The organism is Serratia sp. MF1(2023) (assembly GCF_030954545.1).
GTDB lineage: Bacteria > Pseudomonadota > Gammaproteobacteria > Enterobacterales > Enterobacteriaceae > Serratia > Serratia sarumanii.
Genome location: NZ_JAVHUX010000013.1, coordinates 41710 through 62305 on the forward strand (window position 1 = coordinate 41710; position 20596 = coordinate 62305).

13 protein-coding genes and 2 pseudogenes are annotated in these 20596 nt (G+C 62.5%); 7 read left to right on the forward strand and 8 right to left on the reverse strand.

Going from position 1 to position 20596, the window contains the following annotated elements; genetic code table 11:
- Positions 1 to 56: 56 nt before the first annotated feature.
- A complete protein-coding gene (locus tag REA38_RS07520) occupies positions 57 to 980 on the reverse strand; it encodes a substrate-binding domain-containing protein (protein ID WP_033648331.1) in 924 nt (307 codons plus the stop codon).
- A gap of 317 nt (positions 981 to 1297) precedes the next feature.
- On the opposite strand from REA38_RS07520, the gene REA38_RS07525 reads away from it, so the two are divergent.
- Together REA38_RS07525 and REA38_RS07530 are read left to right on the forward strand one after the other, a co-directional pair.
- On the forward strand, positions 1298 to 2308 hold the full coding sequence (locus tag REA38_RS07525; RefSeq protein ID WP_308885534.1) for a LacI family DNA-binding transcriptional regulator: 1011 nt from the start codon (positions 1298 to 1300) through the stop codon (positions 2306 to 2308).
- A 149-nt stretch (positions 2309 to 2457) separates the two neighbouring features.
- The gene (locus tag REA38_RS07530; RefSeq protein ID WP_308885536.1) at positions 2458 to 2838 is read left to right on the forward strand and encodes a nuclear transport factor 2 family protein; all 381 of its coding nucleotides are present in this window, start codon (positions 2458 to 2460) and stop codon (positions 2836 to 2838) included.
- Between the two features lie 216 nt (positions 2839 to 3054).
- Here the strand turns inward: REA38_RS07530 and REA38_RS07535 are convergent.
- A pseudogene (locus REA38_RS07535) lies at positions 3055 to 3524 on the reverse strand (GrpB family protein).
- A gap of 265 nt (positions 3525 to 3789) precedes the next feature.
- On the opposite strand from REA38_RS07535, the gene REA38_RS07540 reads away from it, so the two are divergent.
- Positions 3790 to 4167 carry a VOC family protein gene (locus REA38_RS07540; RefSeq protein ID WP_103772397.1) on the forward strand — a complete coding sequence of 126 codons (378 nt, stop codon included), beginning with the start codon at positions 3790 to 3792 and terminating at the stop codon, positions 4165 to 4167.
- An 85-nt stretch (positions 4168 to 4252) separates the two neighbouring features.
- Here REA38_RS07540 and REA38_RS07545 read toward each other — a convergent pair.
- Positions 4253 to 4648 (reverse strand): annotated as a pseudogene (locus REA38_RS07545) (YbaK/EbsC family protein).
- A gap of 240 nt (positions 4649 to 4888) precedes the next feature.
- Here REA38_RS07545 and REA38_RS07550 point away from each other — a divergent pair.
- From REA38_RS07550 to REA38_RS07560, 3 genes are all read left to right on the forward strand, one after another.
- Positions 4889 to 5275, forward strand: a complete 387-nt coding sequence (locus REA38_RS07550; RefSeq protein WP_230122172.1) for a DUF2946 domain-containing protein — start codon at positions 4889 to 4891, stop codon at positions 5273 to 5275.
- A gap of 224 nt (positions 5276 to 5499) precedes the next feature.
- Positions 5500 to 7572, forward strand: a complete 2073-nt coding sequence (locus REA38_RS07555) for a TonB-dependent copper receptor (RefSeq protein WP_039566089.1) — start codon at positions 5500 to 5502, stop codon at positions 7570 to 7572.
- A 141-nt stretch (positions 7573 to 7713) separates the two neighbouring features.
- Entirely contained in the window at positions 7714 to 7875 is a 162-nt protein-coding gene (locus REA38_RS07560) for a hypothetical protein (protein WP_016927696.1), read from the forward strand.
- 117 nt (positions 7876 to 7992) lie between these two features.
- Here the strand turns inward: REA38_RS07560 and REA38_RS07565 are convergent, their stop codons facing one another.
- A complete protein-coding gene (locus REA38_RS07565; protein WP_033634565.1) occupies positions 7993 to 8547 on the reverse strand; it encodes an NAD(P)H-dependent oxidoreductase in 555 nt (184 codons plus the stop codon).
- A gap of 104 nt (positions 8548 to 8651) precedes the next feature.
- On the opposite strand from REA38_RS07565, the gene REA38_RS07570 reads away from it, so the two are divergent.
- Positions 8652 to 9011 (forward strand): helix-turn-helix domain-containing protein, encoded by a 360-nt coding sequence (locus tag REA38_RS07570; RefSeq protein ID WP_308885538.1) that lies wholly within the window; start codon positions 8652 to 8654, stop codon positions 9009 to 9011.
- A 4-nt stretch (positions 9012 to 9015) separates the two neighbouring features.
- Here the strand turns inward: REA38_RS07570 and entS are convergent, their stop codons facing one another.
- From entS to fes, 4 genes are read right to left on the reverse strand one after another with little or no spacing between them, the layout of a single operon-like run.
- Positions 9016 to 10299 (reverse strand): enterobactin transporter EntS, encoded by a 1284-nt coding sequence (gene entS / locus REA38_RS07575; protein WP_033648343.1) that lies wholly within the window; start codon positions 10297 to 10299, stop codon positions 9016 to 9018.
- 60 nt (positions 10300 to 10359) lie between these two features.
- Positions 10360 to 18870, reverse strand: a complete 8511-nt coding sequence (locus REA38_RS07580) for a non-ribosomal peptide synthetase (protein WP_308885539.1) — start codon at positions 18868 to 18870, stop codon at positions 10360 to 10362.
- Positions 18871 to 18921: 51 nt separating this feature from the next.
- Complete coding sequence (locus REA38_RS07585) at positions 18922 to 19146, reverse strand: MbtH family protein (protein WP_033638494.1); 225 nt, start codon at positions 19144 to 19146, stop codon at positions 18922 to 18924.
- A gap of 30 nt (positions 19147 to 19176) precedes the next feature.
- Positions 19177 to 20484 (reverse strand): enterochelin esterase, encoded by a 1308-nt coding sequence (gene fes / locus REA38_RS07590; protein ID WP_308885540.1) that lies wholly within the window; start codon positions 20482 to 20484, stop codon positions 19177 to 19179.
- Between the last annotated feature and the right edge of the window lie 112 nt (positions 20485 to 20596).

Here is a 20596-nt window from a genome sequence, read left to right on the forward strand (position 1 = left end):
ATATTGTGGCTTTGCACTCGGGTGCAAAATAGGTTGAAAAAGAGAGTGGCAACGGTTTATTTCTGGTTCATCTGCGCAAATTGCGGGTAGTTTTCTCGCGTCACGGTGGCGTAAGGCACCCAGTTGTAAGGCTCGGTTTTGGCGTGATCCAACAGGGCGCGAGTCACTTGCACCGCGCCGATCGCCTGGGCTTTGGCATCCTGGAAAATGGTCACCGCCAGGTCGCCGGTTTTGATAAATTGCAGGCCGTCGGGCGTGCCGTCGATACCGGCAACCAGCACGCCGCTCTTTTTGGCCTGCTTCAGCGCCATGATCGCGCCGATAGCCATCTCATCGTTGTTGGCGGCGATCGCATCGATCGCTACGCCGTTCAGCAACCAGCCGGAAACCACATCGACCGCTTCATTGCGCTGCCATTTTGCGGTCTGTTTCTCTACCACTTTGAGGTCTTTGTGTTTGGCGATCACCGCTTCAACCGCGCGGGTGCGTTCGCGGGTTTCTTCGTTGGAGAGGGCGCCCATCAGGATCGCCACGTTGCCGCGGTAATTCATTTTTTTCGCCAGAGCCTCCATCTGCAGGCGGCCGCTGAGCGCCGAATCGGAGCCGACGTAGGCCGTCGCGCCGCTCAGCGGCACTTCGGGTTTGCGGTTGACGAAGATCAGGGGGATCGCGGCGCGTTTGGCGGCCGCTATCATCGGCTGGACGCCTTGCGTATCAACCGGGTTGAGGATAATGGCGTCCACGCCCTGATTAATCAGATCGTCCACCTGTTGCACCTGCAGGGCGACATCGCCTTTGGCATCGACGAACTGGCCTTGCAGTTGCTGCGCAGCCAGTTCCCGCGCCATTTGGCTGCGCAGGATAGAGACGAAGTTGAGATCGAAGTTGGCCAGCGCCACGCCGACCTGGTAGGTCTTGGCCTGGGCGGTCACCACAAACAGCGAGCAGGCTAACATCAACAACAGTCTGGTTTTTTTCATTACGGTATCCTGTTGAGAAGAGAGGCGTTGTGTAAAAACAGTGTATTTGCAACCGGGTGCAAAGCAGGAGACAAAACGGCGATGCGTCTCTGAATGCCACCGTGAATGTCGGCCATGAATAAAATTTGGTCAACAGGGGAAAGGTGAAAACAGCGCTGGCGATCACAAACTGTTTACGTTTTGCACCCGGTTGCATAACGATTTGCAATCGGGTGCAAAAACAGGACATAATTGCAGCAGAAATGCCGGCGGGCGCTTAGGGGATCTGAGCGAGCGGGGTATAGTTTGACTTCACCAAAGCAGGGATCGACGCAACCATGATGAAACACCACAAAGCCACCGCCAGCGACGTCGCCGAAAAGGCCGGCGTCTCTAAATGGACGGTATCGCGTGCCTTTACGCCCGGCGCCTCGATCTCGGACAGCGCGCGTGAAAGCGTGCTGGCGGCGGCGGCTGAGCTGGGCTATCGGCCAAATCTGCTGGCGCGCAGCCTGTCGCAAAAACGCACGCACATCATTGGCGTGGCCATCGACGAGATGAAGAACCCGCATTCAATGATGATGCTCGATATGGTGACCAAACAGCTGCAAACCCGCGGTTATATGGCGCTGCTGCTGAACATCACCGCCGGGGAAAACTACCGGGCGGTGATGGCGATGGCCGATCAGCTGCAGGTCGACGGCATTTTGTTCCTGGCGACGGTGTTAACCAAGGAGTGGGCAGCGATCGCGCAAGATCTGCATCAGATACCGCTGGTACAGGTATGCCGCAATACGGAAAGCGAACACATTGATGTGGTCAATATCGACGGCTACCGCGCCGGCGAAGAGATCGCCGCGCTGCTGATAGAGCAAGGCCATCGGCGCTTTGGTTACATGAAGGGGCCGGACACGCAAAGCAGCCATTTGCTGCGCATGGAAGGTTACCGCGACAAACTGATGGCCGCCGGCTTTCAGTTGGATCGGGTGCTCACCGCCGGCCATTACGATCGCCAACGCGGTTTCCAGCTGATGAGCGAATACCTGCAGGCAACGCCGGAAAGCGAGCGGGTTGAGGCGCTGTTCTGCGAGAACGACGTGTTGGCGCTGGGGGCGCTCGAAGCGCTCAGGCAAACGGCGCCGTCGTCTGCGATGGCCGTGGTAGGTTTCGACGATATCGACGAGGCCGGCTCAGCCAACTGGGCGCTGACCAGCTACAGCCAACGAATCGACCGGCTGGTCGAAGAGGCCTTGAATCGCCTGATCGACAATCGCGCCACGGCAGACGGCGCTTGGCGGCACGGGGAATTGCGGGTTCGGCGGTCGCATTTGGCTGGGAAACAGGCGTAAGGCTTCCTTGTTATGTGACGATGTCACTATTGAGGCTTGATGAGAGAAGGAATCCTGGGAATAGTCAGGTTTCACGAGTGTCATTCTGGTGTAGATAGACTGCCGAAGTTTGCCAGATTTCACGTAGCGCGATCAAAAAGGAGGGCATTTTGACCCATTTTGCAGAGTGGCTTAGCCACATCCAGGCGCTTGAGGTTGAACTGCACCAGCCAACAACGCGCTGCGATCCGAAGCGTGTCGCGGCATTGCTGCATGAAGACTTTGAAGAGATTGGCCGCTCAGGCCTACGTTATGACAAACGCCAGACCGTTGCGGCGCTGGAGATGGAAACGGATTATCCGCAGATTTTCGCCGAAGGTTTTAAGCTGGCGCAAATCAGTGATAGCGCCGTATTGCTGACGTATAAAAGTTTTCAGCGTGACGCGCAGAGCCACGCCGTGCGTTGCACAGAGCGTTCGTCGATTTGGCTTCTGACAGCCAAGGCGGGTTGGCAGATGCGGTTTCATCAAGGCACGCCGACTGATGATTGAGCCAGATTTAAAAGCCGATCTAATGGAATGACAACAAGCCAGGCAGAAGACAGATGTCAGAGGGATAAAGCTGCAGGTGAGGAGAGAAGATGCTCAGGGATGGCCCGGTGCGTATCCAGTAATTAGATTTAACATAATATACATTATGCGCACCAAGGTAATGATATGTGGATTCTGCCGTCCAGGCCTGATTTATGGGCTTTCTCCTGCGGCCAATCATGCCAGCGCCGGCTGCTCATGCCGTTGAACTAATTCGTTTTTCAACCGGCCATAAGCCGCCGGGTTATGCCGGCGGTCTTCTGCTGCCTGGTGTTTGTGTTGCTCAGCAACACCATGATGCTTGCGCAGAGAATGTCTGAACGCCAACTGTCTGCTCGCCTGTTCTCTTCCTGCAGTAAATGCCTGCGCATGATACATATGATTGATGTTTCCCTTGTAGTAACGCCTGCCGGTAATGCCGTTCTCGCCACGCGGCGTAGATCTCATGTCATGCATCTTGTCATTCATACCATCCAACGCCGCCAGGCTTTCAATCTTCAGCAAGATATCAATCGTTGGTTTGGCACTGCTGTACTGCCGATATGATGAATTGCCGTTAATACGCCAGCCAATATCTCGCGTAGTTTCAGCGCTGCATCTTTATAACGCGGATCATAAGGCTCGACCGTGATGATGCGCTCTGTCATTTTCCGCTCCAATAATGATGACCGGACATGATTTCAATGGCGCATCTCCGCCGATAAGGAGTAAAAATCCCCTGCTTTTTTGATCGCGCTACGTAAAATCTGGCAAAACGTGGCTGCTATACGATACTGCAGATTTCTCCAAAACGCGTCATTTCAACGGGCACTATTTGTACGCTAAATGCGCATTGGTGTCCGTTTTCATCGTTTTCGGCGCCCACCACGGCGTTGGCTATACTGAATGGGGACACATTCCAGGAGCCTCCCCATGTTTGACCATGTGAAATTTGGCGTCAGCGACTTTGCCCTTAGTAAAGCGTTTTTCCTCAATGCACTCGCGCCGCTGGGCGTAAAGATCGTTGCCGAAGGCGAACCCGGCTATGGCGTCGAACTTTGTCACGATCGGGGTAACGTGTCATTGTGCCTGTTTCAAACCGATGAAAAACCGGCGCATCTGCACCTGGCATTTGCCGCAAGCAGCCGTGAACAGGTCGATGCGTTCTACCACGCCGCGCTAAATGCCGGCGGTATAGACAATGGCGCGCCCGGTTTACGGCCCAATTACCATGCCCACTACTATGCGGCATTTGTGATCGGCCCGGATGGCCACAATATCGAAGCGGTGTGCCATAACCCGATGAGCTAGTAATTTTTCCAGCTAAAACAGCATGTTAATCACGAGTTGACGCACGCTATTTAACATAACGCAATTGTGACGTGGTCACTTAAAGTTACCCTGTCACATCAATCCACTCTGCTCCGGTGATGCTGGCCAGGCGTTGTGGCGCAATTCTCACGCCTGAGTTATCGCTGCCACCTGCCGGAAGCACTTCACCGTAGCTGCACAGGCTGCGATCGCAGTAAATTCTTACCGTTGCCGGTGCGGCAAAGGGGCAAACGCCGCCCGGTGGATAGCCGGTCAGCGCCTCCACCTCCTCCGCCGGCAGCATGCGCGCCTTTACCCCGAAGAATTGTTTGTACTTCTTGTTATCGATTCTGGCGGTTCACGCCATCACCAACAGCACTACGCCGTCGTTCACGCGAAACGACAGCGTCTTGGCGATCTGCCCGCTCTCCACGCCAAAGGCTTCCGCCGCCAGCGCCACCGTAGCATCTTTGGAATTTATAACTGGCTGCGTATCCCTTGGCCGCTTTGCATATAATTTCGCTTAAATTTGAATCACTGTTTTGATCTCATTTTCATCAACAGATCGTTGGCCAGAAATAAAAGGTTTTAACATTTCGACATAAACCAGTACAATTCCCTACCCTGTGTTAACCCTTTTTTTAGGTTGATTGTGTCGTTAATTCAGCCCTCTACATCGCGAAATCGGGCCGCCGCCTGGTTAGGGGTGTTTGCCATTCTGATGTTGTTCATTGCGCCGGTGGTCTCGCGATCCCTGGAGCATGTGCGCGCCGGAAGTGCTGGAGCGACCGTCATGGCGGATTGCGGCATGGATATGCCGATGCATCACGGGATGCACTCGCCGCCGCCTGAGCCTGAGAAAGCCTCACAGCCGCTGATGCAGCACGGCGGCGGCCACCACAACATGGCGATGATGATGGACGACAGCGCCTGCGGCTACTGCGTGCTGTTGCTGCACGCGCCGCTGCTGGACGTGAGCCACGGCCCGCTGTTCTGGTCCCAGTCGCTGGCTTCGCGCCCGCCGCCGATCCACTATCTCGTCCCTCTGTTTGCCCACGTTGTTCACACCGAATTACAGCCGCGCGCGCCCCCCATCTCTTTCCTCTGATTTAACAATAAGCCCATTGCCGTTCTCTGTATTGCCGTTGATCGTTTCAACCCGGCGGAATTAATTCGCCCAACGGTTAATCATCGAGACGACATTATTAATCCGGTTATTTCCAGGTTGATGGAATTAACCCCCGTATTTTCCGATGGTGATTTTCGCCAGGCCGCCCCACGCCTGAATAATCCCTCGGCCAAGCACGGAAAAAGTTAGCTTAAGGAAAGATGATGTTTAAACCGACTTATAAAAAGAACGCCGTCACCCGCGCCATTACCACCGCCATGCCGCTGTTTCTGCTGGCCGGCCACGCGGCGCAGGCGCATCAACACCCTGCCGGCGCACAGGTTAATGATGGCGACGTGATTACCGTCACCGCGCCGCTCTACTCCCCGCTGACCATCGTCACCTCGCCGAAAACCCCACGCCAGCCGGTGCCGGCCAGCGACGGTTCGGACTACCTGAAAACCATCCCCGGCTTTTCGCAGATCCGCAACGGCGGCACCAACGGCGACCCGGTGTTCCGCGGCATGTTCGGCTCTCGGTTGAAGATCCTCACCGACGGTTCGGAAATGCTGGGCGCCTGCCCAGCGCGGATGGATGCACCGACCTCTTACATCTCGCCGGAAAGCTTCGATCTGTTGACCATTACCAAGGGGCCGCAGACGGTGCTGTGGGGGCCGGGATCGTCGGCGGGCACGGTGCGCTTCGAGCGTGAACGCCCGCGCTTCGACAAGCCGGGCATCAAGGGCAACGCCAGCGTGCTGACCGGCTCCAACGGCCGCTGGGACGAGAACATCGACGCCAGCCTCGGCGCCGAACAAGGCTACCTGCGGGTGATGGCCAACAAATCCCGTTCCAACGACTATCAGGACGGCACGAATACGCGCGTGCCATCGCGTTGGGACAAGTGGAACGGCGATCTGGCGCTCGGCTGGACGCCGGACGCCGACACGCTGCTGGAAGTAACTATGGGCCGCGGCAACGGCGAAGCGCGCTATGCCGGCCGCAGCATGGACGGTTCGCAGTTCAAACGCGAAAGCTTGGGCATGCGGGTGGAGAAATCCAACATCGGCGACGTGCTGGATAAGCTGGAAGCGCAGGTCTACTACAACTACGCCAACCACGTGATGGACAACGTCACCCTGCGCTCGCCGGGCAGCGGTGGCATGGCTGGGCACGGGGGGCATGGCGGCATGAGCATGGGGATGGGCGGCCACGGCGGGCACATGATGTCCTCCGGCATGACGATGCAGCTCGATCGCCGCACCGTCGGCGGCCGCGTGATGGGCACCTGGCAGTGGCAGGACGTGAAGCTTGAAAGCGGCCTGGACACCCAAACCAACACCCACCGCAGCATGAACCGCGGCAGTTGGGAAAAAGACGCCCAGTTCAACAGCTACGGCGCCTTCAGTGAACTGACCTGGTCCACCAGCGAACAGGATAAACTGATCGGCGGCGCGCGCCTCGACCGCACCCTGGTGGAGAATTTCCGCAGCGGCAGCGCTGGGGAACGTTCGGACACCTTGCCGAGCGGCTTTATGCGCCTGGAGCATACGCTGGCCGACCTGCCGCTGATGCTGTATGCCGGCGTCGGTTATACCGAGCGCTTCCCGGATTACTGGGAGTTGTTCTCGCCGAAGCTTGGCCCGAACGGCAGCAAGGATCCGTTCTCCAGCGTCAAGAGCGAGAAAACCACGCAGCTCGACATCGGCGCGCAGTACAACGGCAAACGCTTCAACGGCTGGGTCTCCGCTTATGTAGGCCGCGTCGATGATTTCATCCTGTTCAAATACGATCCGCACAACGCGCGCCTCAGCCAGGCCGATAACGTCAACGCCAACATCATGGGCGGCGAAATGGGCATGGGTTATCAGCTGAGCGAGCACTGGAAAACCGACGCCAGCCTGGCCTACTCCTGGGGCAAAAACACCAGCGACGGCCGCCCGCTGCCGCAGATCCCGCCGCTGGAGGCGCGCCTGGGGCTCACCTATGAGTACGGTGACTGGAGCGGCACCGGCCTGTGGCGTCTGGTCAGCAGCCAACACCGCGTGGCGATCAACGAAGGCAACGTGGTGGGCAAAGACTTTGCCGAAAGCGCCGGCTTCGGCGTGCTTTCCGCCAACGCCGCCTACAAGGTGAATAAAAACGTCAAGCTGAGCGCCGGTCTGGATAACATCCTGAACAAGACCTACAGCGAGCACCTTAACCTGGCGGGCAACAGCGCCTTCGGGTACTCGGCCAACAGCGCGGTGAATGAACCGGGCCGCACCCTGTGGGCCAAGGTTAACGTCACCTTCTAAGCGGTTCACCGGGCGATGGGCCACCGTCGCCCGGTCAGGCGATATGCGATCCGGTTCTTAGGATATGAGTTTTAAGTTTTTCCCATTCGGTTAGGCGGCGATTACTATCATCTTCAGGTTAATCATTGCCCCGGAGGGAATATGCAAAAGATCACTCGTTTTCTGGCCCTGCTCGGCGAGCTGATGATCGAAAAAGCCGAAGACGCCGCGCCGCAGGCTGCTCAGCCTGACGATCGCGACGACGCGCTGCCACCGCGTCTCGAACGTGGGGTTCCGCTGGCCGACCGCTTCCTGTTCATGTAATTCCCCCACTCTGTTTTCATCCTGCACGCTCGTTCACACAGCACGCACGATAGATGCTGACAATCACCGCCGGCAAGTAGCCGGACGCGCACGCCCTGGCGCATCCGGGGCGTGCCGTTAATTCAGGGCGGCGAGAAATGCCTGGTAGCCCTGTGCGCTGCGATCCAATTCGTGGGATTGCAGCGGTTCCACCGTGCCGTCCGAAGCGGCCTCCCTGCCGTAAAAGGCGAAGAACGAGGCATAGTCGGCCCGCACGTAACCGGCGGTGACTTCAAACGGCCGGAAGATTTCCTCCAGCGAGTAGCGATAGCGCCCGTCGCGCGCATAATCCTCTGCGCGCACCCCAGCCGTGACCGCCAACGCCAGCTTCTTGTTTTGCATCTTGTAGCCGCTGCGAGAACCGTAGGCCCAGCCGTAGGTCAGCACATCGTCCAGCCATTTTTTCAGCAGCGGCGGGCTGCTGAACCAGAAAATCGGGAATTGCAGCACGATGTTGTCATGGGCTTCGATCAGCCGCTGCTCTTGGGCGACGTCGATCTGCCAGTCCGGGTAGGCCTGATGCAGTTCGTGCACGGTATATCGCTCCGGATAGCGCCGCAGTTCCTCCAGCCAGCGTTTATTGACCACCGAGTTCGCCATATCGGGATGGGTCACCACCACCAGGGTTTTCATATCGATTTCTCCAGTCAAGTGTCTACCGGCGCATCATAGGTTATGCTGGAACAATGTAAAATACGCATACTCACGACACATACTTACCCTGGAGAAAGCACTCAATGACCGCCGAATCCCACTGCAGCCCAACGGGCATCAGCCTTCAAGACACCGGCTATGGCTATACGCTGTCGGTGATTAACGGCAAATATAAAATGATTATTCTCTACTGGCTGGCGTTGTATAAGCCGGTATTGCGGTTCAACGAGCTGCAGCGCTGCATCGGCACCATTTCCTACAAAACGCTGAGTTCGACGCTGAAAGAGCTGGAAAAAGATCGGTTGGTGGTGAGAAAGGAGTATCCGCAGATCCCGCCCAAGGTGGAGTACAGCCTGTCCGAACGCGGACGTTCGCTGATCCCGGTGATCGACATGATGTGCGACTGGGGGGAGCGGCACCGGCCGGAACAGCCGGTGCCGTGAGGGGTTAGTTGTCCGCTGCCGCCGAGGTTGCCGGCGCGGGTTCATCGTGCTCGACCAACGCGTCCGCCGGCCGGCACTGGCGCAGCGTGCGCACGCTGAAGGCCACCAGCACGCCGAGCACAGCGGCGAATGCGCCAAACGACAGCACGCTCATCAACGGGGTAAACACCCTGCCCAGTACGCCGAGCCCCAGCGCGCCGATCGAATCGCCGGTTACGTCCTGCGCGGTGCCGAGGCTGTTCACCCGCCCCAGCAGATGATCCGGCGTATTGCTCTGGATCAGCATGAACTGCAGGAGTGAAGCGATGGCGTTGGCGTAGCCGTAGCACACCAGCGCCAGCAGCGCCGGCGCCAGGTGGCTGAACAGCCCCAGCGAAGCGATAGCGGTAAACGCGACGATGGCGGCGACCAGGATCAGCACGCCGGGCCGAGAGAAACGCCCCACCCAGCCGCTGGTCAGCGCGCCCAGCATCGCGCCGAGCGGCACTGCGGAATACATCAGGCCAATTGAGGACGCGCCGACGTGGTAAGCGTCCTGCGCCAGCGCCGGGAACAGCACCCGGACGGCGCCGACGATGCTCATCAGCATCCCCAGCAGCACCACCGACCCCACCACCTTATTGCGCCAGACAAACTGGAAGCCGCTGGCGAGCGCGCGCAGCGGGTGTTCCGGCTCCTGCTGCTGCGGTAACAGCGTCGGCAGGCGTACCAGTGGGACAAGGGTGCCCAGCGTCCCGGCGGCGGCCACGGCGAACGCCAGCCCCACGCCGCCGAACACGATGATGATCCCGCCCAGCGCCGGCGCCAGGATCGCGCCGATGCGCACCGTCACCATGCTCAAGGCCCCCGCCGCCGCCAGGTTTTCGCGCCCGACCAGCAGCGGGATCACCGCCATCAGCGCCGTCATGCCCAGCGCCCCGAAGAAGCCGTCCCAGGCCGCCAGCAGGTAGAGCGCCCACAGCGAAGGCGCCGGGGCGAAGGCGTTCAGACTCAGGGCGACAAAGCCCAGCCCGCAGGTGCCGCGCGCAAACAGGATCAGCTTACGGCGATCGTAGCGATCGGCGAGCACGCCGCCCAGCATCAGGCCGATAAACATGCCCACCCCGTCCAGCGCCACCGCCACGCCCACCTGCAACGTGGAGCCGGTCATCGCCTGGATCTGAATCGGCACCCCCACCGCCAACATGCCGAGGGAAAACACCGACAGCATGCGGGCGCAGAAAATCGCGCGGAAATGCGCATTGCTTCTCAGCAAACTGAAATCAAGAAAAAAAGAAGGTCTGGCCATAGTGTCCTGCATATCATGTTTTAGTACGGGCCGGGACGCACGCCCCCCGGCCCGGTTGCGTTATACCAACCCGTATTGCCGCGTCAGCAACGAATGCAACAGCGGCCCGAGCGTCTCCAGCGAAGCCGGCGACAGAATGTCCGCGTGTTCGCAGCGCTGGTGATGGCAGATCAGCCCATCCAGATACGGTGCCCACACGGCGTCGATATCCATCTCCGGCGGCAGCGTCTGGTCGGCGACAAACAGCGTCGCCGTGCCGTGGAAACGCCGGCTGCGCGCCTGGGACAGAATGCGCACCGCGTCGCGGTAGTTGGCGACGATGCTGTCGAACATTGCCGCCTTCTCCGCCATCAGCTCCGGATCGCCATGATCTTCCGCCATAAACTCGGCCTGCTCCTGCGCCACCTCTTTCTGCGCGTCCTCCTCGCTGGGGCCGGTCCAATCCTGGCCTTCCGGCGGATAGGTATCCAGCATGCCGAGGAACGCCACCTCTTCGCCCTGCTGCTGCAGGCGCGCGGCCATCGAGTGCGCCAGCGTGCCGCCGAGCGAATAGCCCAGCAGGTAGTAAGGCCCCTGCGGCTGCAGGCGGCGCAGATTGGCGAGATGACGATCGACCATCTGCTCGATATCCTCGCAGGTGGCGATGGCGCCGTCCGGTCTTGGCGACTGCAGGCCGATGATGGGGTAGCTGCCCGGCAGATAACGGCTCAGCCCCGAGTACTGCCAGGCGAAACCGGAAGCCGGATGCAGGCAGAACAGCGCCGGGCCTTGGCCGGCCCGCAGCTGCAGGCATTCGCCGACGCCGCGGCTCTCGGCCGAGTTGGCCGCCTGCGCGTCATCGAGCAGGTGCGCCATCTTCTCCAGGCTGCGGGCGAACATGATCTGCCCGACGCTCAATGGCCGAGGCACGCGGCGACGCAGCTCCGCCGCCAGACGCATCGCCAGCAGCGAATGGCCGCCCAGCGCGAAGAAGTCGTCGTCGGCATACACCGTCTCGCGCCCCAACAGTTCCCCGAACAGCGCCGCCAGCAGACGTTCGCTGTCGCTCTGTGGCATGCGGCCACTTTGGTGGCTCAACTGCGGCCGTGGCAACGCCTTGCGATCCAGCTTGCCGCTGGCGCTGAGTGGGAAGCTGTCGGTCATGACATAGCTGACCGGCATCATGTGCGCCGGCAAACGCTGCTCCAGCGCCTGATGCAGCACGGCGGTATCCAACGTCACGCCCGGTTGGGCGATCAGCCAGGCGACCAGTTGGCGCATATCGGCGCCGCCAAGCCCCGTCGCGCCCTCGCCCAGCTCGATGGCGTGCACCGCCGCTTGCGCTACCCCCGGCTGCGCCAGCAGCGCCTGCTCGATTTCCCCCAGCTCGATGCGCTGGCCGCGGATCTTCAGCTGATCGTCGCTGCGCCCTAAATACTCGACGCTGCCGTCTTCCAGCCAGCGGGCGATATCGCCGGTGCGATACATGCGTGCGCCGTTGCCGGCGGGATCGGCGACAAACCGCTGCGCCGTCAGCCCCGGCCGATGCAGATAGCCATCGGCCAGCTGAATGCCGCGCAGGTAAAGATCGCCGGCGCAGCCGACGGGCACCGGCCGCAGCATCGCGTCGAGAATGCTCAACTGGGTGTTCCAGACCGGTTTGCCGATCGGCACGCCGGCGCCGCTCACCGCCGCCAATGCCGCGCCGGACGCCGGTTGGTAGGTGACATCGACCGCCGCCTCCGTCGGGCCATACAGGTTGTGCAGCGGCGCGGTAACCAACGCCTGATAGCGGGAAGCCAGTTCACACGACAGCGCCTCACCGCTGCAGAACACGCGTTTCAGGCTGGCGGCGGCGCGCTGTGGCGCCCGCTCGTTCAGCGCCTCCACCCAGATAGCCAACATGGACGGAACGAAATGCAGCGTGGTCACGCCATAGTCGTCGATCAACGTCGTCAGCGCCTGCGGATCGCGGTGCGCCTCCGGCGGCGCCATCACCAGGCGCGCGCCGACCATCAGCGGCCAGAAGAATTCCCAGACGGAAACGTCGAAGCTGCACGGCGTTTTCTGCAATACCACGTCCTGCGCATCGAGCGCATACTCGTGCTGCATCCAGAACAGGCGGTTGACGATCGCCCGGTGGTTCACCACCACGCCTTTCGGCCGCCCGGTAGAGCCGGAGGTATACAGCACGTAGGCGGGATAATCGCCGTTCCCCGCCGGCAGGCGCGCAGGCGGTTCACGCCCGCTGTCGTCCAGCGCATCGAACAGCAGCGTCGGCGCCAGCGCGGCAAAGCGGGCATCCAACGCGCTCTCGGTGATAATCACCCGCGGCTTGGCATCCTCCACCATGTAGGCCAGCCGCTCGTCCGGGTAGCCGGTGTCCAGCGGCAGCCAGGCGGCGCCGGTCTGCACAATCGCCGTCAGCGCCAGGCTGAGGCGCACGGAGCGCGGCAACGCCACCGCCACGATATCCCCCGGCTGAATGCCGGCCGCCGTCAGCCGCTCGGCCAGCAGCGCGGCCTGGCGCTGCATGTCACGGTAGCTGAGGCTGTGCCCGGCATCCTGCAGCGCGATGCGATCCGGCGTGCGCCGCGCTTGATCGGCGATCGCCTGATGCAAGGTGGTGTCCGCCACCGCCTGCCCGGTGCGGTTGACCGCCGCGATCAGCGCCTGCTCCTGCGGCGTTTGCAACTGCCAGCGCGGCAGCGGCAAATCCGGCTGGGCGATCCACTGCTGCAACAGCGCCATCAGCCGCGCGGCGAAGCGCTCAGGCTGCGGCACCGAGGCGCGGTACTCCATCAGCAGGCGCAGACGCTCGCCCGGCAGCACCAGCAGCGTCAGCGGATAGTGGGTATAGCCTTTGTTGCGGATGGCGTCGCAGCGCAGCGACCCTGCGCCGCCCAGCAGAGCGTCGTTGTCCGGGTAGTTCTCCACCACCAACAGCGTATCGAACAGCGTGCCCGCCCCGGCCAGGTGCTGAATTTCCCCCAACCCCAAATCGTCGTGCTCCAGCAGTTCAATCTGCCGGTGCTGCAGCTCGGTCAGCTGTTCCGTCAGCGAACGATCGTGCTGCAGACGCACCCGCACCGGCAGCGTGTTGCTGAACAGGCCAACGTGTTCCTCGACCCCTTCTATCTGGCCAAAGCGGCCGGAAACCGGCGAGCCGAACACCACGTCCTGCTGGCCGCAACAGCTGGCCAACTGCAATGCCCAAATGCCCTGCATCACGGTATTGAGCGTCAACCCGCGTTCGCGACACAGGGTCAGCAAGCGCCTTTCCTCGGCCGGCGGCAGCGTCATCTCCAGCTCGTGCACGCGATCGTCCTGCGCTTCACCGAACAGCAACGTCGGCCGCACGTCCTGCAGCGTCTGGCGCCAGAGGCGGCGCGAAGCTTCGGCATCCCGCGCGGTCAGGCGGCGCACGATATCGGCATAGTTCGAACGCAGCGGCGGCAACGCCTGCTCGCCTTCACGCAGAGCCAGCATCAGATCGTTGAGCACCACCGGCGTCGACCAGCCGTCGACGATCAGGTGATGCGCGTTAAGGAACAGCGTGTAGCGTTCGCTATCCCCGTGTTTGACCAGCAATGCATGCAGCATCGCGCCCGGCTGGTTGAACAGATCGCGCTGCAGTTCCTGCTGCTCCAGCCGGTGCAGTGCCTGCGCCTCTTGTTCTTCGGCCAGCGACGGCAGCGCGTGGCTGTCCAGCGGCCAATGGCTTTCCTGCGGGATCAGCTGCAGCGGCTCGCCCTCGCGGTTGAATCGGGCGGCCAGCTGCGGATGGCGGCGGATCACCGCATTCAGCGCCTGCTGAAGTTGATGCGCGTCCAGTTCGCCGCAGAGGCTCAGGCGCGTCAGCGAGTTGTAGCTGCCGCCCTGCTGCGCTGTCTGCGCATGGAACAGCAGGCCGTGTTGCAGCGGCAACAGCGGCAGCGCCGCGGCTAACGGCCCGCACTCCCGCTCCCAGGCGCGCACCGCTTCATCATCGACGCCCGGCTGGGCGATTTCGGCCGCCACCAACGTCGCCGCCGCGCGTTCGGGATGCCGTTCGGCAAACTCGCACAGTGAACGCACGGCGTGCTCGATGCCGCCGTGCAGCTGCGCAATGTCGCTCTCGCTGAACATTGCCTCCAGCCAGCTCCAGTTAATCGCCAGGCAGGCGCCGTCGCGCCGCTCCTCGACAAAGATATTCACCTCCAGCCCGTAAGACAGCGCCTGCTGCGCATCCTGCGCCACGGCGAAGGCGTCGCGGAAGCGGGTCTGGCTGCGCTGCGGCGTCCAGTGCGCCTCATCCTGGCTGAAACGCCCAAGGTAGTTGAATAAAATCTCCGGGGCGTTGCGCTGCGCCAGCGCCGCCAGATCGTCACGCTGCGGATGCAGATAACGCAGCTGGCCATAGCCGACGCCGCGATCGGCCACCGCGCGCGTCGCCCGTTTCACCGCGCGCACCGCCTCATTATGCTCGGCGTCATGCAGTTCGATGCGCAGCGGGTACTCCGCCGTCAGCCAGCCGACGGTGCGGGCCAGATCGAGGCCGTCGTCCAGTTCGGCGCGGCCGTGCGACTCCAGAGAGAAACGCAGCGAAGCGGCCTGGAAACGGCGGCGGCAGGCCTGAGCCAGCGCGCACAGCATGATCTCTTCAACCTGGGCGCGATACCCCTGCGGCAATGTGCCGAGCAGCGCGGCGGTCAGCCGGCTGTCGAGCAGCGTGCGCCGTTCGCTCATCGAGGCGATGCGATCGGTCTGCGGTTCCAGCGCGCGCCGCCCCAAACGCGGCACGCCGTCCGCCAGCATCTGCCGCCAGAACGGCAGCTCGGCTTCGCGGCGTTCGACGTCGGCCCGTAAACGCGCGGACCATTCATAGAGCGAGGTTTCCTCCGGCGGCAGCGTGATCGGCTGCCCCTGCATGGCGCTGTCGGCCACTTGCCGCAGCTCGTCGAGCAGAATGCGCCAGGAAACGCCGTCAACCACCAGGTGGTGGATCGCCAGCACCAGCCCCAGGCTCTGCCCGTCACGCTGCAACAGGATCGCCTGCATCATGGCGCCGGCCGCCGGATCGAGCTGCTCGAGTGCGGCATCAAACGCCTGTTCCGCCGCTAGCTCCAGTTCGCCGGATACGGCCTGAACCTGCATGAACTCAGCGGTAGTGGCTTCCTCGACCACCAACTGGCCGTCGCGGATCCTGGCGCTCAGCGCCGGGTGCGCCGCGCGCAGCTGTGCCAACGCATAACGCAGCTGTTCCGGTTGCAGTTCGGCGGGCACGCGCAGGAAAACGCCGTGCGCGAAGCGGCGATGCATATCGCCCGTCTCGGCGAACCAGTGCAGGATCGGCAGCCCGTCGATCGGGCCTTGCCGCACGCTGCGTGCGGTCTGAGAGCCAACGGCCAGCGGCTGCATCGCCTGCGCCATGCGCGCGGGGGTGTGCAGCGCGAAGATCTCGCGCGGCCGCAGCAGATAGCCTTTGCGCCGCAGGGCGGTGCCCAGCCCCATCGCCGAGATGCTGTCGCCGCCGAGCGCGAAGAAATCGTCGTCTGCGCCGACGCGCTCCATTCCCAACAGTTGGGCCATCGCGCGGCAAATCAGCCTCTCCTGCTCGGTGGCCGGTTCGCGAATGCTTTGCGCCAGCGTTTCCTGCGGTTTGGGCAGCGCCTGGCGGTCAATCTTGCCGTTGACGTTCAGCGGCAGCTCCGGCATTACCACCAGGATCGCCGGCACCATATAATCCGGCAGACGCTGCGCCAGCTGCCCCAGCAGCTCGTTTTGCAGCGCCGGCGAGGCGCGACGCGCGTCATCCTGCACCGAGCAGTAGCCAATCAGGCGATAGGTGGCGCCGATCGGTTCGGCGATCACCACCGCCCGCCCCACGTCCGGCAAGGCGGCCAAGGCGCTTTCCACCTCACCCAGCTCGACGCGGAAGCCGCGCACCTTGATTTGGTGATCGGTCCGGCCAATGAATACCAGCTGGCCCTCCGCGCTCCAGCGCATCAGGTCGCCGCTGCGGTACATCACCTCGCCTTCGGCGAACGGGTTGGCGACAAAGCGCGCCGCCGTCAGATCCGGGCGGCGCAGGTAACCGCGCGCGATACCCTTGCCGGAAATGTACAGCTCGCCCGCCGCGCCGATCGGCACCGGCTGCAGGCGGCTGTCGAGCAGCCAGACTGAGGTATTGGCGAGGGGACGGCCGATCACCGGCTGGTCTGCGGCCGTGACCGGCGCGCCGAGGGTATCGACGGTGTATTCGGACGGGCCGTAATAGTTGTGGATCTCCACCTCCGGATGCTGCTGCATCAGGTTCCACAGCGTCGGCGTCGCCGCCTCGCCGCCGATCATCACGAACGACGGCAGCGGGAACTGCCCTTTCAGCAGGCCGCAGTCCACCAGTTGCGAGAAGAACGACGGCGTGATGTCCAGCAGATCGATCGGCGTCTGCTGGGTCTGTTCCAACAGCGCCCAGGGGTCGCGGCGTAGCTCCTCATCGAAGATAACCAGTTCGCTTCCCATCATCATGCAGAACAGCGGTTCCCAGGAGGAATCGAAAGAGAACGAGGCGGTATGGCCGGCGCGTAAGCGGCGCGCATGGCGGGCCTCGAATTTTTCGATCGCCGGGCCGAACAGAGAAGCCTGGTGCGACAGGAACAGGTTCAGCAGCCCGCGGTGCGTGGACATCACGCCCTTGGGTTTGCCGGTCGAACCGGAGGTGTAAATCATGTAGGCGAGATGCGCCTCGTTCAGCGGCACACGCCGTTCGTCGTCCGTTATCGGCGTGGCCGCGGCGGCCGCGCAGCGCGCCAGGCTCGGGGCGTCGTCCAGGCACAATACCTGCGGCAGATCCGGCATGTTGGCCCGCGTGTCACTGTGGGTCAGCAACATCACCGGCCGCGCGTCGTCGCACATCAGCGCCAGGCGCTCACGCGGATAGTCCAGATCGAGCGGCATATAGGCCGCGCCGCTGGCCAGCACGCCGAACAGCGCGACCAGCGTGTCCACCGAGCGCGGAATGCCGATGGCGACCACGTCTTCGGCGCCGATGCCGCTTTCGATCAGCACTCGCCCCAGCTGCATCACCCGTTCGGAGAGCTGCCGGTAGCTGAGGCGCACGTCGCCGCAGGACACCGCCAACGCCTCGGGCTGACGCTCAACCTGGCGCTGGAACGCATTCATGATCGAAACCATGCCCGCCGGCGGCGTCAGCTCAGCGCCGCGCCCCCAGGCCGCGAGTTGTCTGAGTTCCCCCTCGCCGATCAACGCCAGTTGACCGTTCGGCTGGTGCGGCTGCCGCGCCAACTGCTGCAGCCAATGGCCGATGCGCTCGGCGTGGTGCTGCAAGGTGCGCGGCGAGTATTTGGCCGGGTTGGCGACCAAAGACAGCGTCAATACGCCGCTTCGAAAACCGATCTCGAACTCCAGGTCGTCGACCGGCCCCATCGCCAGCGTATGGGTGGTGGCCGCCTGACCGTCGAACGACAAGGCGCTGTGGTAGACCTTGACGTTGACCACCGGCCCGTACAGTTCCTGATGGCCGCCGACCAGGCCGAGATCGCGCTTGATCTGCTCCGCCTCATAGCGTTGATGGCGGCGCGCCTGCTTGATCTGCGCCACGGTGGCCAGGCAGACATCCGCCAGCGACATCTCCGGCGTCACGTTCAGCAGCAGCGGCAGCACGTTGACCACCGGGCCGACCGCCGCCAGCGCCTGCGATCCCATCCGGCGCATGAAAGGAAAACCGACTGAGAAGCGGGTTTCGCCGCTCATGCGCGCCAGGTACAGCGCCAGCGCCGCCGTGACGATATCGGCCGGCTGCAGCGACTGCAGCGCGCCATCGCGCAGCGCTTCGTCAAACAGCGATTCCGGCAGCACCAGCGCCTGTTTGAGCGGCCGGGCGCCTGCTTCAACCTCCCGACTCTCCGTCGATAATGACAGCGGCGCCGGTAAATCGCGCAGATGCTGGCGCCAGAATTCGGCCGCCCGCTCACGTGCGGGCGAGGTTTGCCATTGCTGAAACTCTTCCACCACCTTGCCGAACGGGGTAAACGGCGAGGCCGCCGGCGCCAGCCCGTGGCGCAGCGCGCGATAAATATCGGCGATCCGACGGGTGATGGCTTCGAAGCTGAAGCCGTCCAGGGTCAAATGATGAAAGCGCTGATACCAGAACCAGCGATCGGCGCTGACGCGGATCACCGTATGGCGATAGAGCGGCCGCTCGCCGTCCGCCGGCAGATCCTGCGCCAGATCGTCGTTCATCAGCGCCAGCGCCGCCTGTTCGGCGTCCGGCCGCGCGCTAAAATCGAACCACTCCGGCGCCTGCACGCGCGCAGGATCGGCGTTCAGCGGCAAACGCTGCACCGGCTGGCCGTCCTGCGCCTCAAAGAACTGCGCCTGAACCGTATCCGCTTCGGCCAGCCCCTGACGGATCGCGCGCTCCAGCGCCGAGCGGTCGATAGCGCCGTGCAGTTCGGTGTAGTGCGCCACCGCGAAGCCGTTGCGCCGCAGCGCGATTTGGTCGGCGATCCAGATCCCCGGTTGCGCCGCAACCAGCGGATAATCCCGATACTCGACCTGAGTATCCGGCAAAGAAAGCGTTTCTGACATGGTGTCTGTCCTTTTCCTCAAACGGAATGTATCGATGTGGCTGTCTGGCGCTTAACGCGCCGCATCCGCCGCTTTCAAGGCCGCCGGCCGCATGTCCTGCCAGTGCGTTTCGATGTAGTCGATGCATTCGCCGCGCGACGCCGGCCCCATCAGCACGCGCCACCCTTGCGGCGCGTCGGCAAACTGCGGCCACAGCGAATACTGCTGCTGCGCGTTGACCAAAACGGTGAAACGGAGGCTTTCGTCATCGAACGGGTTTTGTTGTTCCTGAGTCATTTTCATTACCTGTCTGTCAAAATGTGTGGGTTATTCCATCCCGGAAAGCAGCTGGCGTACGCCGTCCACCAGGCCGCCGCGCCAGCAGAGCGCGTCATGTCCGCCGGAAAACACGCGGTAGTCGGCGCGGTGCCCCGCCGCCGTCAGCGCCTCGTGCATCTGGCGATTGACGAATTCGATATCCGCCTCCCGATCGCCGGCCTGTTGGATCACGTTGAGCGCTGGCGCCGCCGCGTCGCGTTGCCGAACCTGGCGTATCAGCCAGCCTTCCTCCAGTTCGTGGCGTTTTTCGAATTGGGTAACGAATTGCACCGTAGGCCACCAGAAGGAGCCGGACTGGCTCAGCACGTGGCCGAAGCGCGCCGGCCAATGCAGGCCGGCATATAACGCCGCCAGCCCGCCGTAGCTCTGGCCGGCGACGACGGTGCGCGCCCCTTCCTCGCTGAACGCTTCGCGCTTCTGCGCCTGCGGCAACAGCTCATCGATGATTGCCTGCCAGAAGGCGGCGTTGCAGGGCAGCTCGTTTTCCCGGTGTTCGCCGTCGATCGCATCGATCAGCAGCCAGCATGCGGGCGGCAGCCGCCCTGTTGCGGTTTCGTTCTCGATCACCGGCAGCAGCGCGTGCCTTTCGATCCAGTTTTGGCCGTCGAGCAATAACACCAGCGGGCGATTCGCTTTCACCGCCGCGTCGCCGCTGGCATACAGCCAGACGCGCCGCTGCGTGCCGAGCCGTTCGCTGTGCCACTGAAAACGCTGTAGCCGCGCCTCGTCCAGCGGCCGATCGGCGGCCTGCCAGGCGCTTTGGTCGTCGGCATCCGGCCCCTGGGCCAGGGAAACCGGGCGCGGACGATGCGAAGGCCCCAGCGAGAGGCGATTCAACGGATCGGCGATCGCCAGTGGAAACAGCGAAATCCACCAGGCGCGCTGCTGGCGATCGCGCAGCGTTTCGTCGTCGCTGAAGACGGGAGGAAGATCCCGGTCTGTGACGGGGATCAGGCTGTAGCTGCCGCGCCAGCGGCGATCGATAACGGCCGCGCCGTACCAAACGTCGGTGCCGGGCAGCCTGGTCAGGCTGCTGGGGGACGTGCTGTGGTGATCGGTTATGCCGTTGATATCGGCATAAACGCGGCGAATCGACGAGCGCCGCTCATCGCCGGCAGGATCGCGCCATAGCCAGGTCATTTTGACGTGGCGGTCATCGTGCGGCTCGACGATGGGCGTGCCGTGAGAGGCCACCTTCTGCCACCACTCGGGCTGCCCCGCCGCCTCTTCACGCAGCCACTGCGCCGCCAATCCCTCATGACCGTTGTCTGGCCTCTTTTCCGGCAAAAACTCCATAGCGCCCCTTACATAACATGAGTGATTTTTACAAAACCTGACAATCGTATTGATACTCATTATCGTTTTCAATACTATTTGTCGGATTTTTACCGTCGTGCGCACACGGCGT

What these genes read in the sequence shown, in the direction of transcription:
- REA38_RS07520 (WP_033648331.1), bottom strand. Translation starts at nt 980, where the DNA reads ATGAAAAAAACCAGACTGTTGTTGATGTTAGCCTGCTCGCTGTTTGTG.
- REA38_RS07525 (WP_308885534.1), top strand. Translation starts at nt 1,298, where the DNA reads ATGATGAAACACCACAAAGCCACCGCCAGCGACGTCGCCGAAAAGGCC.
- REA38_RS07540 (WP_103772397.1), top strand. Translation starts at nt 3,790, where the DNA reads ATGTTTGACCATGTGAAATTTGGCGTCAGCGACTTTGCCCTTAGTAAA.
- REA38_RS07550 (WP_230122172.1), top strand. Translation starts at nt 4,889, where the DNA reads ATGTTGTTCATTGCGCCGGTGGTCTCGCGATCCCTGGAGCATGTGCGC.
- REA38_RS07555 (WP_039566089.1), top strand. Translation starts at nt 5,500, where the DNA reads ATGTTTAAACCGACTTATAAAAAGAACGCCGTCACCCGCGCCATTACC.
- REA38_RS07560 (WP_016927696.1), top strand. Translation starts at nt 7,714, where the DNA reads ATGCAAAAGATCACTCGTTTTCTGGCCCTGCTCGGCGAGCTGATGATC.
- REA38_RS07565 (WP_033634565.1), bottom strand. Translation starts at nt 8,547, where the DNA reads ATGAAAACCCTGGTGGTGGTGACCCATCCCGATATGGCGAACTCGGTG.
- REA38_RS07570 (WP_308885538.1), top strand. Translation starts at nt 8,652, where the DNA reads ATGACCGCCGAATCCCACTGCAGCCCAACGGGCATCAGCCTTCAAGAC.
- entS (WP_033648343.1), bottom strand. Translation starts at nt 10,299, where the DNA reads ATGGCCAGACCTTCTTTTTTTCTTGATTTCAGTTTGCTGAGAAGCAAT.
- REA38_RS07580 (WP_308885539.1), bottom strand. Translation starts at nt 18,870, where the DNA reads ATGTCAGAAACGCTTTCTTTGCCGGATACTCAGGTCGAGTATCGGGAT.
- REA38_RS07585 (WP_033638494.1), bottom strand. Translation starts at nt 19,146, where the DNA reads ATGACTCAGGAACAACAAAACCCGTTCGATGACGAAAGCCTCCGTTTC.
- fes (WP_308885540.1), bottom strand. Translation starts at nt 20,484, where the DNA reads ATGGAGTTTTTGCCGGAAAAGAGGCCAGACAACGGTCATGAGGGATTG.